The following is a 13,592-nucleotide window of genomic DNA, read 5'->3' on the forward strand; positions in this document are numbered from 1 at the left end:
GGCACGACTCCTCAGCCGCACCACCGGCCCGGCGCGTCAGGTGGAGCGGCGGCGCAGCACCCATAGCGCCGTGCCCACGGCGAACACGATCAGCCCGGCCACCACGGACGGCACCGGGAGGGTGGCGGCGAGCAGCAGGCAGAGGGCCAGCCCGAGCACCGGAACCGCCCGGGGCGGCGCTCCCTCGTCGCGGCGCAGGGTCAGCGCGGAGGCGTTCGCGATCGCGTAATAGACGAGGACTCCGAAGGAGGAGAACCCGATCGCCCCCCGCAGGTCGGCGACCAGCACCAGCACGACCACCGCAGCGCCGACCGCCAGTTCCGCCCGCCGCGGCACCTGATGGACGGGGTCGACGGCGGCGAGCGCGCCGGGCAGGTCGCGTTCGCGGGCCATGGCCAGCACCGTCCGGGAGACGCCGAGCAGCAGCGCGAGCAGTGCGCCGAGCGCCGCCACCGCAGCCCCGGCCCGCACCACGGCGGACAGCCCCGCCAAGACCGGTTCCGGCGAACCCCGGCCCGCCACGTTCACCACGTCGACCAGCGGCGCGTCAGAGGCGGCAAGGGGCCCCGGCCCGAGCGTGCGCAGCGCGGCCACCGCGACCAGGGTGTAGACGACCAGCGTGATGCCGAGGGCGATGCCGACGGCGCGCGGGATCGTCCGGGCCGGGTCGCGCACCTCCTCTCCCAGCGTGGCGATCCGGGCGTACCCGGCGAACGCGAAGAACAGCAGCCCGGCCCCCTGCAGCACACCCCACCCGCTCACCTCGGGGCCGAGGATGACGTCGACGCCGAACGGCAGGTCGTCCGCGAGCACCTGTTGAAAAGCCACCGCCACCACAAGGGCCAGGACCAGCAGGACGAACCCCACCATGATCCGGGCGGCCCCCGCCGACCGCTCCACCCCGAACAGGTTCAGCGCGGTCAGCACCACCACCGCCCCGACGGCCAGCGGCCTGGCGAGGTCGGGAGCCGCGTACGCGCCGAAGGTCAGCGCCATGGCCGCGCAGGAGGCGGTCTTGCCGACGGTGAACCCCCACCCCGCGAGGTAGCCCCAGAAAGGCCCCAACCGCCGTCGCCCGTACACATAGGTCCCGCCCGACTCGGGATGGCGGGCCGCCAGCCGGGCGGAGGAGGTCGCGTTGCAGTACGCCACGACGGCGGCCAGCGCGAGCGCGGCGAGCAGCCACGACCCGGCAGCCCCGGCCGCGGGCGCGAACACCGCGAACACCCCGGCGCCGATCATGGCGCTCAGCCCGACGACGACGGCGTCCCGCGTCCCGAGCCGGCGCGCCAGTTCTCCGCCCACCCCCACCACCTCCCCGACCGGAGCACTCTGCCTCACCCGCCGGGCCACGATCAACCACATGCGGCGGAACAACAGCCGTCCAACAGGAAGCGCCCCACCAGCAGGCGCGGGGGACCCGGCCGCCGCAAGAGCGCGGAACAGCGAAAAAGACAGAGGTCCCTACCCGGCACTCTTCGAGCAGGGCACGACCAGGACCGGCCGCCGGGCGTGGTGCAGGACCCGGTCGGAGGTGCTGCCGAGCAGCAGCGACTTCACCCCGCCGAGCCCGCGGGTGCCGGTCACGATCAGCTCGGCGTCCAGTTCGTCCGCCACGTCCACGATCGTCGACCAGACGGCGAGCGCGTTCGGCTCGCACCTGGGCCGGGCGTCGAGCCCGGCCGCGCGCGCCCGCTCGGCCCCCTCCCCGGCCAGCTCGCTCATGGACCGCTGGATCGCCGCCTCCTCCTCGGGGGTCGCGTCGACGGCCACCACCAGCCCGGCGGAGGCCCGCGTGGTGGTCATCGCCAGCCGCTCCCACGCGGTCAGCACCACGGCGTCCCGCCCGCCGAACATCCGCCCGCAGAAGTCGATGGCCGCCTTGGCGTCGTCGGACCCGTCGTACGCGATCAGAATCGTCATGCCGCTCCTCTACCGAGAAGCGGGCCGCTTACGCCAGAACCGGCGCGGCGGCGGAGCGTTCGGCCCGCCACGGGGCCGCGAGCCCGGCCAGCCAGAGCACGCCCAGTTCGGTGACGACCACGGTGCGCTGGATCAGCCCCGCCGGGAAGTCCTCGTCGGCGAGCGGGATGCCGAGCATCCGCACCACGTACGGGATCACGACCAGCACCAGCGCCCCCAGGGCGACCAGGCTGAGCACCCGTACCAGCCTGGCGTGCCGGATCCCGGTCCTGGCCAGCAGCAGCCCCGCCAGCGGCATCACCAGGAACGCGACGAAGGCGGCGTAGCGGTGGATCCCCGCGGACACCGACAGCGGCACCCCCGGCGGGTCGGTCGGGAAGGCGCCGACCAGGACCATGCACATCCCCCAGACGGCCAGCAGCGCCACCACCCGCCGGTCCGCGCCGGAGCGGCGCAGCGCCTCGGCGATCAGGGCCGCGCCGAACGCGAACAGCGTCAGGGACAGCGGCAGCAGCCAGCCCGCCGCCTGGAAGGCGTACTCGCTGATGACGGTGTGCGCCGGGTCGAGCCCCGCCTCCGTGTGCAGGACGAGCATGGCGCCGGTGCCGGTGCCGATGGCCGTGAATCCGCTGACGACTAATCCCCTCATGCATTCCAAGGTCGCGGCCGGCGGCCTCGCGGAGTATCGGAGAGAATCCCCAGCGTTCCCTGGTCGCACCCTTAGTACTTAGGTCGTACCACCCTGAGATACCGCCCGTGGCCTGCCCGGATACGCCCTTCGGTAGGGCGCGCCCCCTCAGGGGGAGGTGGGCAGGTCGAAGTAGGCGCGCACCACGGTGGCGCCGGCGCGGGTGTGGACCCGTACCAGGTCGCTGAGCAGGTTGACGATGAGCAGGCCGCGCGAGCCGGGCACGTGCGGCGCGACCGGCCGGCGCCCGGCCAGCGGGTCGGTGATGTGGCCGGCGTCGCTGACCTCGCAGACCAGGCGGGCGTCGGCGCACCACAGCCGGATGAGCCCGGCGCCGCCGCCGTGGTCGAGGCTGTTGGCGCCCAGTTCGGCGACGACCAGCCGGACGTCGTCGAGCCGCCGGCCGGTGAAGCCCAGCCCGGCGGCCGTGGTCGCGGCGAGGTCGCGGGCGGCGGCCAGGTTGCCGTGGCCGAAGCAGAGGCTGACGGGGCGGTCGGGCTCGGCGAGCGGCCGGTTGTGGCCGTCGAGGACGCGGTGCGGGGCGTAGCGGCCGCTCGGCCGCTCCCCGTCGGCGTCGCGCAGCACCGGGTGGGTGAGCTCCGCGTCGCGCAGCGCCTCGGCGTCGAGCCTTCCGGCGTCGTACGGGCAGAGGATCGTGAGGCGGCGGCCGGTGAACGCGGCGTTGATGAGCGCCTCGTGCTGGGCGCAGGCCGGGTATTCGAGACGGGTGCGCCCGGGCCAGACCGGCTCGCCGACGATGCGGGCGCGGCGGTCGCGGTGGCGGTCGGCGAAGCCGAAGAGCACGGCCGGGAGGATGCGGCCGGGGTTGCGCCCTTCGCGCGCCATGTCGAGCATCAGGACGCGGGCGGCGTCGGCGCCCAGCTCCCGCTCGACCAGTTCCAGCCGGGGGCCGGGGACCGCGACGGCGACGGGCTCGCCGGCGGCCAGGCCCTCGCGGACGAAGGCGGTGACGGCGTCGGCGTACTCCCGGTCGCCTCTGTAGAAGAGCGCCGGGTGGGCGAACGGCTCGGCGTGCATCGTCTTTCAAGCTACCCGGATTCGACCGGTTCAAGGCGCGCTGTTGACCCTGGGCTACTGACCGTAAACTCCCGTTCCTGGTTTGGTGAACCTATGCTCATAACATGTCGGAATTGCGGATGCGCGTCTCGGACGCGGACCGGGAGCAGGTCGCCCAGCAGCTGCAGCACGCCTTCACCGAGGGCCGGCTCGACCAGTTCGAGCTGGAGGAGCGCCTCGGCAAGGCGCTGAGCGCCAAGGTCCACGGCGATCTGGTCGACCTGGTCGCCGACCTGCCCGCGGCCGTGGCGCCGGTGGAGGACGTGGTGACGCTGAAGAGCACCCACGACACCGTCCGGCGCACCGGCGACTGGGCGGTCCCGCGCAAGCTGCGGATCGCCACCAAGTACGGCGCCGTCCACCTCGACTTCACCGAGGCGGTGGTCCCGCACCGGACGGTCGAGATCGACCTCGACCTTCATTACGGGACCGTCAGGATCATCCTGCCGCCCGGCGCCTCGGCCGACGTCGACCGTTTCACCAGCGACTGGGGCAGCACGAGCGTCGCCGACGTCCCGGGCAGGCAGCAGCCCGGGAACCTGCACGTGGTGATCAGCGGCCGGAGCAAGTACGGGAGCCTGGCCGTCCGCTATCCCCGTAAGCGCTGGTTCACCCAGTCGTGAAAGGCGGAGATGTGGTGCTCGCTGGGCACCAGCACCCCGCCTGACCGGTAGGCCCGCGAGTACATGCCGGGCTGGGTCCGCTCGCAGGCGTCGAAGTCCTGCTCGTTGACCCGGTGGAACAGCTCCACCGACGGCGCGAGGTCGGCCCCGGAGGCGACCACGTCGGGGTGGTAGAGCCAGTCGCACTCCACGACCGTGCGATCGACCGCCATCGGGAACATCCGGTGCAGGATGACGTGGTCCGGCACCAGGTTGACGAAGACCTGCGGCTTGACGGTGATCGCGTAGTAGCGCCGGTCCTGCTCGGCGGAGAGGCCGGGCAGCCTGCCGAAGCCGGGGCCGCCGTCCACGGTGAAGCCCTGCACCCGCCGGCCGAACTCGGCGCCGTGGCCCACGTAGTACTGCGCGGCGTACCCGCCGGCGAACTCCGGCAGCACGGCCGTGAGCTCGGGGTGGATGGTCGCGCAGTGGTAGCACTCCATGAAGTTCTCGACGATCAGCTTCCAGTTGGCCCGCACGTCGTAGCGGATGCGGCGGCCCAGGGCGAGGTCGCCGGCGCGGTAGTGCTCGATGGCGGCCGGGTCGCCGAGCCGTTCGGTGGCCGCGTGGACGACCGTGTCCTCGAACGAGGGCGGCTCGTCGGCGAGGCAGACCCAGGCGTAGCCGAGCCATTCGCGCAGGGCCACCGGGATCAGGCCGTACGCGACGCGGTCCACGTCGGGCATCCTGACCAGGTTGGGCGCGGCGGCCAGGCGGCCGTCGAGGTCGTAGGCCCAGGCGTGGTAGGGGCACTTGAGCGTACGCCTGGTCTCGCCGGTCTCCTCGACGCAGAGCCGCGCGCCGCGGTGCCTGCAGACGTTGAGGAACGCCCGCAGGACCTCGTCCCGGCCGCGCACCACGATCACGCTCTCCCTGCCGACCTGGACCGTCCGGAACGCGCCGGGCTTGGCGAGTTCGTCGCAGCGGAGCGCGCAGAACCAGAGCGCCTCGAAGATCCTGGCCTGTTCCTGCTCGAACAGCGCCGGATCGGTGTAGGAGCGTCCGGGCAGCGTGGAGATCAAACTCGATGTGCTGGTCAACGGCACTCCTAGTTGCGTATTACGCACCGAGTTGCTCTATATGCGACATAGTCGAGTCGGCTCAGGGACGTGTCAAGAGGGAGATCCTGCTTTACGGCGGCTTGACCCGATAGCTGCTACCGACGTGCAAGCGACGCTCAAGAACGCCTCCCTACCGTGCCTTCGTCCCTGAACCGAGGAAAGGCACGACCATGACACCCCCACACCGCCGCATGGCCCTCACGATCGCGGCGCTCGCGTGCGCCGGCATGACGATCAGCGGGTGTGGCGCCCTGGGCCAGGCGGTCGACTGCAACACCGCCGCCAACGAAGTCACCACGATCATGAACGACTTCACCGCCGCCACGGCGTCGGCCGCCGCCACGGACCCGAAGGCGGTGGAGACCGCGGCCGACGACGCCGCCGGCAAGGTGAAGACGCTCGCGGCGGACTACGACGGTGAGGTCGGCGCCGCGCTGAACGACCTCGCGGCGGTCCTGGACGGCATCAAGATCGACGGCACCGACCCGGCCGGCTCGATGGAGTCGGTCACCAAGCTGCAGGGCTTCGTCACCAAGCTCCAGCAGGCCTGCGGTTAAGTGGGGGTGGCCGCGTTCGGCGGGCGGGAGGCCAGCCGATCCGCGATCGCCTGCTCCCATGACTTGAGGAAGTCCCCGTAGCCGGCGGCGAACCCGCGCAGTTCGCGCGCCCCCTGCGGGGACAGGGCCGTCAGCTCGTACGTGACCTCGACCGTCGTGCCGCCGCGGCCGTCGTCCGCGGCGGTGACCGTCACCAGACCGGCCCGCGAGCCCGGGGTGACCCGGGCGTACCTGATGCGGCGGCCTTCCTGCCGGTCGGCCACCACCCAGATCGTGCGCTCGCCGTGGGAGTCGGTCTCGAAGACCGTGCCGGGCCGGGAGTCGTCGGCGGCCGGGACGGGGAAGCGGGGGCGCCAGCCCTTGACCCACTCCTCCTCGCCGCACGGCGTGAACAGCCGCAGCGCCTCGCCCGGCGGCAGCGGGACCGGAACGTGACCGGTCAGTGCGTAGTGCCCGTCGCTCACCGGTCGGCCAGCCGGCGGGCGTGGCTCATCGTCGTCACCACGACAACAACATAACCCGATCAGGCGCGGCCCGCCGCTTCGGCGTAGGCCCGGTCGAAACCCGCGAGCACGGCCGGCCAGGAGCCCGCGGCGGGCGGGTTCGCCCGGTTGTGCCGGGTGATCCGCTCCCGCAGCCCGCGGTCCTCGCAGAGCCGCGCCACGGCCTCCGCCAGCGCGCCGGGGTCGCGGCCGAGCAGCCCCTCGGTGCCGTGCTCGACGAAGTCGGCCACCCCGCTCTGCGACCGCGCCACCACCGGCAGCCCGGCGGTCCTGGCCTCCAGGGCGGCGATGCCGAACGACTCGCGCGGCGCCGGCGCCACGAACAGGTCGGCCGACTCCAGCACCTTCGCGATCCGTTCCCTGCTGTAGCGGCCGGGCAGCGACACCCACCCGCCCATGCCCCGCCTGGCCAGGTAGCGCTCCATGGCGGGCCGGGCCGGGCCGTCGCCGATCACCGTGGCCCGCAGCGGGATCGCCGCGGGCACCCGCGCCCGCGCCTTCTCCAGGATCCGCAGCAGGCCCACCGGCCGCTTGCGCGGGGCCAGCCGCCCGACGGCGACGATGTGCACCTCGCCGCGGGCCTCCGGGGCGCCTCCATCCGGGAAGAGCCGCCAGCCGGACAGGTCGAGCCCGTTGGAGACCACCCGCACCGGCACCTGCGGCCCGGCGACCCGGCGGATCGGGGCCGCCGCCGCACCGCTCACCGTGGTGGCCACCAACCCCCACCGCTGCCACCCGTACAGCAGCTTGAGCAGCCGGTAGAGCGCCCGCGTGAGCGGATCCCACATGCTGTGGACGGTCACCACGCACGGCAGCCCGCGGCGCACGGCGGCGCGCACCCCCATCCACGCGAACGGTGAGACCGCCCCCATGTGCACGTGCACCACGTCGGGCCTCGACAGCGCCAGCCGCCGCGTGATGCGGCTCACCCCGCGCGGATGGACCGGCAGGTCGAACGGCATCCTGGCGACGACGCGATGCACCCCCTCCAGCGGCTCGCCGCGGGTGGCGGTGACCACCTCCACGGCGTGCCCGGACTCGCGCTGCATCCGCACGAGATCGGCGACCTGCACCTCGATGCCCCCGAGGCGCGGGAGGTAACAGTCGCTCACGTGAAAGATCCGCACCTCGCCCAGACTAATCTGGGGCCTGTGCCTCCACGTACCGCAGTCTTCTTCCACGCTCACCCCGACGACGAGGCCCTGCTGACGGCGGGCACGATGGCGATGCTCGCGGCCGAGGGGCACCGCGTGGTGCTCGTGGTGGCCACCGCCGGCGAGCGCGGCCTGGCCGACGTGGAGCCGGGCGAGTCGCTGGGCGAGACCCGGATGAAAGAGCTCTACCAGTCGGCCGCGGCGCTGGGCTGCGCCCGCGTGGAGTGCCTGGGCTACGGCGACTCGGGGCTGAGCCCGCAGGGCGGCGTCGCCGACGAGCGCCCCGACAACGCGTTCATCGACGCCGACACCGAGAAGGCCGCCACCGCGCTCGCCGACATCCTGCGCGAGGAGGAGGCGGGCCTGCTCACCATCTACGACCCGGCGGGCGGCTACGGCCATCCCGACCACGTGCAGGTCCACCGGGTGGGCAAGCGGGCGGCGGAGATCGCCGGGACGCCGATCGTGCTGGAGGCGACGGTCAACCGCGACCCCCTGCTGCGGCTGCTGCGCCTGGCCAAGAAGGTCTACTCGTTCCCGCCGGAGTTCGACCTGCGCACCTTCGAGCGCGCCTACTCGGCGGGCGAGACCATCACCCACCGGGTCAACGTGCGCCGCTACGCCCGCCAGAAGCGGGCCGCGATGGCCGCGCACGCCTCCCAGGCGACGGGCGGCGACACCGACCGGACGCTCGCCGTGATGCTCAAGGTCCCGGGGCCGCTGTTCCGCCTGGTCTTCGGCACCGAGTGGTACGTACGGCGCGACCTGCCGCCCGGCACCCGCCTGCGTCACCCCTTCGATCCGGGGCCGAATTAGTGCCCTGGAATGACTCCGGCCGCGCCCGGCAGCCGACAGACTGGACCTGATGAAGAACAAGTGGCTGCAGATCGCGCTCTCCGCCCTGTCGCTGGGGCTGGCGGTGACGCTCGTGGTCTACCTGCCGCAGATCGTCCACACGCTGACCGGCAAGGACGTCTCCTGGCGGGAGATCTGGGCGGTGTTCGGCTCGCTCGGCGCCGGCCCGGTCCTGCTGATGACCGCGCTGTGGCTGCTCAGCCTGCTCGCCTACACGTTCGTGCTGACCGGCTCGCTGCCCGGGCTGGGCCGCCTGCAGGCGCTGACGCTGAACGCGGCGGGCAGCGCGGTGAGCAACCTGCTGCCGTTCGGCGGCGCCGCGGGGGTGGCGCTGACGTTCGCGATGGCCCGGGGGTGGGGGTTCGGCAACCGCGCGATCGTGGTCATGACGCTGGTGAGCGGGGTGTGGAACACCCTGTTCAGGTTCGTCCTGCCCGCCGTGGGCATCATCGCGCTGCTGATCGCGGGCCGGGTGCCCGACCAGACGGTCGCCGGCGCGGGCTGGGCGGGCGCGGTGTCGATCCTGGTCCTGGTCGCGGTGGTCGCGGTGGCGCTCTACTGGGACCGCGCCGCCGCCGTGCTGGGCCGGGGGCTCGACTTCCTGGTACGGGCGATCAGGCTGCGGGCGCGGCCCTCGGAGGCGTTCCACCGGCTGCGGGCCGACACCGCGGGGATCATCAGGACCAGGTGGCTGCCGCTGTCGGGCGGCATGACCGCGTTCCTGGTGATGCAGTGGGCGATCATGCTGGCCTGCCTGGTCGCCACCGGCGCCTATCCGGGCCTGGCCGAGTCGATCGCGGTGTTCGCGCTGTCGCGGGTGCTGACGACCGCCCTGGTCACGCCGAGCGGGGCGGGCATCATGGAGGCGGGCGTGGTGGTCCTGCTCACCGGCGCGTTCGGCGTGCCGCTGGCGCCGGCGACCGCCGCCGCACTCCTTTTCGGCTTCTGGACTTACACTATCGAGATCCCGTTCGGTGGCCTCGCGCTCGGCGCGTGGGCGCTCCTGCGCAGGCGTGACCGCCGTGATGCCGCCACGGAGCCCCCGTCCGCGATCTCGAAGGCCCCCAGGTGACGATCAGATACGTAACGCTCGATTATCAACCACGGGCCTTGTGCGTGCTTCGGAAGCACGCATAGCGTGGCGGCTGAAATGGTGGCGTTCCGAGTTCTGGGGCCAGTCGAGGCGTACGAACACGACGACGAACTCGACCTCGGCGGGTTGCGGCAGCGGGCCGTCCTCGCCCGGCTCCTCGTGGCCAGGGGCCAGGTCGTGCCCGTCGACACGCTGCTCTACGACCTGTGGGACGACGACACGGCCAAGGGCGCCCAGTCCGGTCTGCAGGTCTACATCTCGCGGCTGCGCCGGGTGCTGGAGCCCGGCCGCCCGCGCGGCGGGCCCAACCGGCTGCTGGTGACGGTCGCCTCCGGCTACGCCCTGCGGGTGGCGCCCGACCAGGTCGACGGGCTCCGGTTCGAGCAGCTCGTCCGCGCGGCGGGCGAGCACCTGGAGGAGGGCGACCCGCAGTCGGCGCGCGGGCGCCTGGAGAAGGCGCTCGGCCTGTGGCGCGGCACCCCCTACTCCGACTTCGCCGACCAGCAGTGGGCCGAGGCCGAGGTCAACCGGCTCACCGAGCTGCGGCTGGTGGCGCGCGAGCGGCACGCCGACACCGGGCTGCGCCTGGGCCTGCCCGCCGAGACGGTGCCCGACCTGGAGGCGATGACCACCGAGCATCCGCTGCGCGAGGAGGGCTGGCGGCTGCTGGCGCTGGGCCTCTACCGCTGCGGCCGGCAGGGCGACGCGCTGGCCGCGCTCCGCCGGGCCCGCGGCATCCTCGCCGACGAGCTGGGCATCGACCCCGGCCCGGCGCTGCGCAAGCTGGAGTCCGACATCCTGGCCCAGTCGCCCGAGCTCGACCTGACGCCGGCGCCGCGCCCGTCCAGGCCGGTCCCGCCGGCCGACACCTGGCCGCCCCGCCCGGCCACGCCGGTGGAGCCGCCGCCGCTGGAGCCGGAGCCGTTCGTGGGCCGCGACGCGGAGCTGGCCCGGCTGACCACGGCCGCCGCCCGCACCGGCCGCTTCCAGGTGGCGATCGTCACGGGCGTGGCGGGGGCCGGCAAGACCACGCTGCTCCGCCAGCTCCAGAGCAGGCTCGCCGCCGACGGCTGGATGACCGCCTCCGGCGCCTGCCCCGACTCCAGCGCCACCCCGCCCGGCTGGGCCTGGGTGGAGATCCTGCGCGCGCTGGTCGGGGTGACCGGCGCGGGCGAGTACGCCCAGCTGCTCGCCCCGCTGCTGGACGACGCCGCCCCCGACCCCGACGACGACGAGCTGTCGGGCGGGTTCCGGCTGCACCGCGCGGTCGGCGGCTACCTGGCGGGCGTGGCGAGCCGTTCGCCCGTCCTGCTCACGCTAGAGGACCTCCACTGGGCCGACGACCAGACGCTGGCGCTGCTGCGCGCGCTGCCCAGCCTGCTGGCCACCAGCCGGGTGCTGCTCGTGGTCACCTGCCGCGAGGGCGAGCTGGACGACAGCCAGGCCGACGTGCTCGCCGCCCTGGCCCGGCTGGGGCCGGTCCGGGTGGGCCTGTCCGGGCTCGACCCGAAGGCGGTGGCGCAGCTCGTCCGCGCCACCTGCGTGCGCGAGATCGAGGACGACGCGGTCGAGTCGATCGTCGAGCGCACCGGGGGCAACCCGTTCTTCGTGCGTGAGACCGTACGCCTGCTCGACGCCGAGGGCGCGGCCGACCGGGCGAGCGCGGCCGAGGTGCTGTCACAGGTGCCGTCCGGGGTCCGCGACGTGCTGCGGCGGCGCATCTCCCGGCTGCCGGCCGGGGCGCAGCAGATCCTGCTGCAGGCCGCGGTGATCGGCCGCGACGTGGACGTGGACGTGCTGGTCGACGTGGCCGGCGACGAGGACGCGGTGGTCGAGGCGGTGGAGGCCGCGCTGCTGGCGGGGCTGGTGACCGAGCCGGGGCCGGGGCTGCTGAGGTTCGACCACGACCTCGTCCGCGACACGATCTACTCCGACGCCTCGCGGCTGCGCCGCACCCGGCTGCACGCCGCGGTGGCGGCGGTGATCGAGCGGCGCGCCCCGTCCGACGTGGCGGCGCTGGCCCACCACTACTACCTGGCCGACGCCGCCGAGAAGGCGGTCCACTACGCCGGGCTGGCGGCCGAGCAGGCCGAGCGGCGCTTCGCGCACCGCGAGGCGGCCACGCTCTGGGAGCAGGCCACCGCCGCGTCCGACCGCTCCGGCGGCGACACCAGGCAGCGCCTGCAGCTCATGCTGCGCCGCATCCGGGCGCTGGCGCTCTGCGGCGACATGTCGGCGGCGCGGCTGCTGCGGCGCGAGGCGATGGACGCCGCGCTGCCGCTCGGCGACCTGGAGCTGACGGCCCGGGTGGCGGCGTCGCTGGCGGTGCCGCACAAGGGCATGGCGCGCGACTTCACCCGGACCGCCTGGGAGATCGTCGACATCACCGAGCGGGCGCTGTCGGAGCTGCCTGAGGGCGAGCAGTCGCTCCGCGCCAGCCTGCTTACCACGCTGGCGCTGGAGCTGGAGGGCTCCTCCTCGCCCGAGCGGGGCCGCCAGGCGTCGCTGGAGGCGCTGGAGGTGGCCCGGCAGAGCGGCGACCCGGCGCTGATCGCGGTCGCGCTGAGCGCGCGGCTGCGCCAGTCCTACGACATCCCGGCGGTCGACACCCGCGAGAGCATCGGCCGTGAGCTGCTGGACGTGGCGCGGCGCTCCGGGCAGGTGGCCACGCAGGCGCTGGCCCACCTGGTGCTGCTGGAGTGCGCGGCGGCGCGGGGCGACTTCGCGGTGGCCGACGAGCACGCCGCCGCCGCCGACCAGCTGGCCCGCCAGTACGACCTTCAGGCCCCGGCCGCGGTGCACGCCTGGTACGTCGGGCTGCGGCGCATGATCGCCGGCGACTACCCGGCGGCCGAGCGCGCCTACCGCGACGCGGCCCGGCTGACCGCCCGGGCGGGCATGCTGGAAGGCCGCCAGGACCTGCCGCTGATCACCGCGTTCTGCCTCCACCTGGTCGACGGGCGGGCCGCGGAGATGGCCGGGCCGCTGGGCGAGGCCCATCAGCGCGGCGCCAAGTGGTCGCTCGACGCCTACGCGCTGGCGCTCGCCTCCGGGGGCCACCTGGCCGACGCCAAGGCCGTCGCGGCGGTGCGCCCGCCGGTGCGGCCCGACTTCCTGTACGAGCTCGCCATGACGTGGCGGGCGCTGGCCGGGATGCTCCTGGACGACCGGGAGCGGATGGTCGACTGCTACGACAAGCTCAAGCCGTTCGCCGACCGGGTGGCGGGCGCCGGCACCGGCGTGGTGGCGCTCTGGCCGGTGGCGCTGACGCTCGGCGACCTGGCCGTGCGGCTGGGCCAGCCCGAGGCCGCCCGCGACCACTACCTGAAGGCGCTGGAGGTGGCCCGGCGGGTGGGGGTGCCGCGCTGGGTGGAGGCGGCGCAGCGCTCGGTCAGCAACTCACCCTGAACCGGGCGCTCTTGATCGTTTTTGCGCCCTCGGGGGCCAGCTCGACGCGGTACCAGCCGGGGTTGGCGGAGATCGTGGCCTCCCAGGCGGCGGTCCTGCGGGCGCCGGAGAAGCCGGCGTAGTCGACGAGGTAGCTGCGCCAGGTCTTGGTCTTCGGGCTCCAGCGGGCCAGCCGCCAGCTGTAGGAGAGGGTCCGGCCGGGGTCCGGGTTGACCAGGAGGGTGCGCGCGACGAAGGTCTCGACGCAGCCGGGCTCGGCGGGCAGGGCGCTGAGGGTGACCGTGCCGGCGGCCAGGGCGCGCGCGGCGCCGACCGGGGTCTCCTGGACGGCCGGGAGGATCACGGCGGCGGGCTCGGCGGGAGTCTGGGCGGAGCTCGCGATAGCGTAGGCCGACAAGCCCGCGTACGCGGCGGTGAAGGCCAGGGCCGCCACCGCGAACTTGGCCGCGCTCGCCGTGCCGCCGGTCAGGAACGCGCCGTTTCTCGTCGTCATGGTCACCGCCTCTTCCGCTCACCCACAGGTGTACGGGCAGCCGGTTGACCGCGGCTTGCAGGCCGGTATGGATGCCGCTTGCACGGTGAATTAAGGTAAGGCTGACCTAACGATTGGG

At 73.9% G+C, this 13,592-nt stretch carries 13 protein-coding genes; 5 read left to right on the forward strand and 8 right to left on the reverse strand.

Translation table 11 applies throughout. The annotated features are described in order from the left end of the window. Positions 1-36: 36 nt before the first annotated feature. The 4 genes from AB0J42_RS01165 to AB0J42_RS01180 form a co-directional block, all read right to left on the reverse strand. Positions 37-1,305 (reverse strand): APC family permease, encoded by a 1,269-nt coding sequence (locus AB0J42_RS01165; protein WP_364286997.1) that lies wholly within the window; start codon positions 1,303-1,305, stop codon positions 37-39. Positions 1,306-1,464: 159 nt separating this feature from the next. Beyond that, positions 1,465-1,923 (reverse strand): universal stress protein, encoded by a 459-nt coding sequence (locus AB0J42_RS01170; protein ID WP_364287000.1) that lies wholly within the window; start codon positions 1,921-1,923, stop codon positions 1,465-1,467. A gap of 28 nt (positions 1,924-1,951) precedes the next feature. Next, positions 1,952-2,572 (reverse strand): DUF998 domain-containing protein, encoded by a 621-nt coding sequence (locus AB0J42_RS01175; RefSeq protein ID WP_364287003.1) that lies wholly within the window; start codon positions 2,570-2,572, stop codon positions 1,952-1,954. Positions 2,573-2,719: 147 nt separating this feature from the next. After that, positions 2,720-3,649 (reverse strand): anti-sigma factor RsbA family regulatory protein, encoded by a 930-nt coding sequence (locus AB0J42_RS01180; RefSeq protein WP_364287006.1) that lies wholly within the window; start codon positions 3,647-3,649, stop codon positions 2,720-2,722. A 104-nt stretch (positions 3,650-3,753) separates the two neighbouring features. On the opposite strand from AB0J42_RS01180, the gene AB0J42_RS01185 reads away from it, so the two are divergent. Then, entirely contained in the window at positions 3,754-4,311 is a 558-nt protein-coding gene (locus tag AB0J42_RS01185) for a DUF1707 domain-containing protein (protein WP_364287009.1), read from the forward strand. Here the strand turns inward: AB0J42_RS01185 and AB0J42_RS01190 are convergent. Beyond that, positions 4,278-5,390 (reverse strand): aromatic ring-hydroxylating dioxygenase subunit alpha, encoded by a 1,113-nt coding sequence (locus AB0J42_RS01190; protein WP_364287012.1) that lies wholly within the window; start codon positions 5,388-5,390, stop codon positions 4,278-4,280. The genes AB0J42_RS01185 and AB0J42_RS01190 overlap by 34 nt on opposite strands. Before the next feature lie 191 nt (positions 5,391-5,581). On the opposite strand from AB0J42_RS01190, the gene AB0J42_RS01195 reads away from it, so the two are divergent. Continuing rightward, the gene (locus AB0J42_RS01195) at positions 5,582-5,968 is read left to right on the forward strand and encodes a hypothetical protein (protein WP_364287015.1); all 387 of its coding nucleotides are present in this window, start codon (positions 5,582-5,584) and stop codon (positions 5,966-5,968) included. Here AB0J42_RS01195 and AB0J42_RS01200 read toward each other — a convergent pair. Further along, a complete protein-coding gene (locus tag AB0J42_RS01200; protein ID WP_364287018.1) occupies positions 5,965-6,432 on the reverse strand; it encodes an SRPBCC family protein in 468 nt (155 codons plus the stop codon). The genes AB0J42_RS01195 and AB0J42_RS01200 overlap by 4 nt on opposite strands. Positions 6,433-6,491: 59 nt before the next feature. Beyond that, complete coding sequence (locus tag AB0J42_RS01205; protein WP_364287021.1) at positions 6,492-7,583, reverse strand: glycosyltransferase family 4 protein; 1,092 nt, start codon at positions 7,581-7,583, stop codon at positions 6,492-6,494. Between the two features lie 39 nt (positions 7,584-7,622). On the opposite strand from AB0J42_RS01205, the gene AB0J42_RS01210 reads away from it, so the two are divergent. The 3 genes from AB0J42_RS01210 (at position 7,623) to AB0J42_RS01220 (ending at position 12,981) form a co-directional block, all read left to right on the forward strand. Next, on the forward strand, positions 7,623-8,441 hold the full coding sequence (locus AB0J42_RS01210; protein ID WP_364287024.1) for a PIG-L family deacetylase: 819 nt from the start codon (positions 7,623-7,625) through the stop codon (positions 8,439-8,441). 49 nt (positions 8,442-8,490) lie between these two features. Continuing rightward, positions 8,491-9,552, forward strand: coding sequence for a lysylphosphatidylglycerol synthase domain-containing protein (locus AB0J42_RS01215; RefSeq protein ID WP_364287027.1), 1,062 nt, complete (start codon positions 8,491-8,493; stop codon positions 9,550-9,552). 66 nt (positions 9,553-9,618) lie between these two features. Next, positions 9,619-12,981: a BTAD domain-containing putative transcriptional regulator gene (locus AB0J42_RS01220; RefSeq protein WP_364287030.1), complete on the forward strand. Its 3,363-nt coding sequence runs from the start codon at positions 9,619-9,621 to the stop codon at positions 12,979-12,981. Here AB0J42_RS01220 and AB0J42_RS01225 read toward each other — a convergent pair. Continuing rightward, positions 12,965-13,474 (reverse strand): hypothetical protein, encoded by a 510-nt coding sequence (locus tag AB0J42_RS01225; protein WP_364287033.1) that lies wholly within the window; start codon positions 13,472-13,474, stop codon positions 12,965-12,967. The genes AB0J42_RS01220 and AB0J42_RS01225 overlap by 17 nt on opposite strands. Between the last annotated feature and the right edge of the window lie 118 nt (positions 13,475-13,592).

It is taken from the genome of Nonomuraea sp. NPDC049649, assembly GCF_040675175.1.
GTDB lineage: Bacteria > Actinomycetota > Actinomycetes > Streptosporangiales > Streptosporangiaceae > Nonomuraea.

Bases quoted from the DNA above. Each gene is read 5' to 3' on its own strand.
- AB0J42_RS01175 (WP_364287003.1), bottom strand. From the start codon at position 2,572: ATGAGGGGATTAGTCGTCAGCGGATTCACGGCCATCGGCACCGGCACC.
- AB0J42_RS01170 (WP_364287000.1), bottom strand. From the start codon at position 1,923: ATGACGATTCTGATCGCGTACGACGGGTCCGACGACGCCAAGGCGGCC.
- AB0J42_RS01185 (WP_364287009.1), top strand. From the start codon at position 3,754: ATGTCGGAATTGCGGATGCGCGTCTCGGACGCGGACCGGGAGCAGGTC.
- AB0J42_RS01215 (WP_364287027.1), top strand. From the start codon at position 8,491: ATGAAGAACAAGTGGCTGCAGATCGCGCTCTCCGCCCTGTCGCTGGGG.
- AB0J42_RS01195 (WP_364287015.1), top strand. From the start codon at position 5,582: ATGACACCCCCACACCGCCGCATGGCCCTCACGATCGCGGCGCTCGCG.
- AB0J42_RS01225 (WP_364287033.1), bottom strand. From the start codon at position 13,474: ATGACGACGAGAAACGGCGCGTTCCTGACCGGCGGCACGGCGAGCGCG.
- AB0J42_RS01180 (WP_364287006.1), bottom strand. From the start codon at position 3,649: ATGCACGCCGAGCCGTTCGCCCACCCGGCGCTCTTCTACAGAGGCGAC.